Origin of the sequence: Verrucomicrobium sp. BvORR106, assembly GCF_000739655.1 — a bacterium.
In the GTDB taxonomy this organism is placed as follows: domain Bacteria; phylum Verrucomicrobiota; class Verrucomicrobiia; order Verrucomicrobiales; family Verrucomicrobiaceae; genus Verrucomicrobium.
Genome location: NZ_BATR01000006.1, coordinates 1 through 1,858, shown reverse-complemented (window position 1 = coordinate 1,858; position 1,858 = coordinate 1). Strand labels below are relative to the sequence as shown.

The window sequence follows — 1,858 nt, the reverse complement described above, 5'->3', positions numbered from 1 at the left end:
CAGGCGTCGGAGTGGAGGCTGTGCCTGCGAAGCTGCTGGTGTGGAGGCGGGGGCGGGTGTGGACCGCGGCGCGGCGTTGCCGGTTGCTGCCGGGGCGGGTGCCGTCACGGGAGGGAATCCTGGATTCTGGAAGGGGGCGGACCCTTCACCCAAACGGGAGGGCGCGGGGGCCTTGCCTCCAAAGGGGGGCGGCGACTTCGCCGGGAAGCTGGTGATGTTGGGTTCGTTGATCACACCGGGCGCCAGGTTGCCGCCAGCAGGAGGCGGCGTGGTCGGGCGGGTCTGGGCCGCGCCTGGCGCTGGCGTAGCAGGCGTCTGGGGAATGGTCGCTGGCTGGAGGGGAACGCCAGCCCCGGGAAGCGGAGCGGTGGTGCCGCCTTTGGAGGGTTCATTGATGATGGTGGCCTGCTTGCCGCCAAAGCCGCCTCCGCCGACGATTTCATCGGCGGCGCGGGCCTGTACGGGCAGCATGGCAGCGAGCAGCGCCGCCATGGCGGGGAGGGCCAGCGGGTGCCGGCGGTTGGGAGGTAGGGATGTGGCGGTCATGACTTCGAGGGGGAAGAGGGGCTCGTTTGGTGCTTAAGAAATCGACACGGCTCTTCTATGCAAAAAGCTTGTCAGGCAATGAGTGGATGTGACAGAAAGCAGTGAGATTTCACTCAATGGATTGCCGAAGCTGGCCCCGGTGAGACTGACAGGTGTTGGGCCCGGTTTGGCCGATTTCGCATAAAACATGTCCGCTAGATGCTGAGGCCCTTCTCGTAACTGGCTCAGCACCTCCCTTACATCACCATGGCCAATGTCCGACTTCCTCTCATTCTGACGACCTCGCTGGCGCTTGCTGGCGCGGTGCCGGCAGAGAACCTGATCCGGTTTGAAAAGCAGCAACTGGAGACTCGCTTCCTCGGTGAAGGGGCCGCCATCGGTGACCTGAACCGAGACGGGAAGAATGACGTGGTGTACGGACCCTATTGGTGGGAGGGGCCGGACTTCACGAAGCGCCACAGCTTTTATCCGGGCAAGGAATTCTCCATCTACGGGTACTCGGACAACTTCTTCGTGTACACGCCAGATCTCAATGGGGACGGCTGGCAGGACGTGCTGGTGCTTGGATTCCCTGGCAAAGAGGCGCGGTGGTATGAGAGCCCTGGCGCGACGGCTGCCACCACGGAGGCCTGGAAGGTGCACGTAGTGCTGGACGTGGTGGACAACGAGTCACCCGAGTACACCGACATCACCGGTGACGGCAAGCCGGAGATTGTCTGCTCCCAGAACGGCCGGTTTGGCTATGCCTCGCCAGGGGCGGATCCCACAGCGAAGTGGCCCTTCACACCGGTCAGTGAGGATGTGAAGGTGCAGCGCTTCACCCACGGCATGGGCGTGGGGGATATGGATGGCGATGGGAAGGCGGACCTGCTGGAGGCGCGGCGCTGGTGGAAAAACACCCCAGGTGAAGCGGTGTGGCCTTCCCGGACTTTTCAGCTCACGGGCGGGGGCGGGGCGCAGATGTTCACCTATGATCTGGACGGGGATGGGGACAATGATGTTATTTCCTCACTGAATGCCCACCAGTTCGGCGTGGCCTGGTTTGAGAACCAGGCGGGCAAGCCGGGGGACGGCCCCAGCTGGATCAAGCACACCATCGTGGGCCAGGAGCCCTGGGAGAACGAATATGGCGTGCGCTTCAGCCAGCCGCATGCGCTCGCCCTCTTGGATGTGGATGGCGATGGGCTCAAGGACATCATCACCGGGAAGCGGTACTGGGCGCACAACGGGAATGATCCCAATGAGCGCGATCCGCGGGTGATCTACTGGTTCCAGACCCAGCGCAGCAAGGACGGGAAGGTCAGCTTTGTCC

General features: G+C 63.6%; 1 protein-coding gene and 1 pseudogene. One reads left to right on the top strand and one right to left on the bottom strand.

From position 1 onward, the window contains the following. Positions 1–546: pseudogene (locus BV106_RS00940) on the bottom strand (hypothetical protein); the annotation flags it as partial. A gap of 246 nt (positions 547–792) precedes the next feature. Between BV106_RS00940 and BV106_RS00935 the strand changes: the two are divergent. Beyond that, positions 793–1,858, top strand: a 1,066-nt coding sequence (locus tag BV106_RS00935; protein ID WP_038159063.1) for a VCBS repeat-containing protein, incomplete at its 3' end; no start/stop codon positions are given.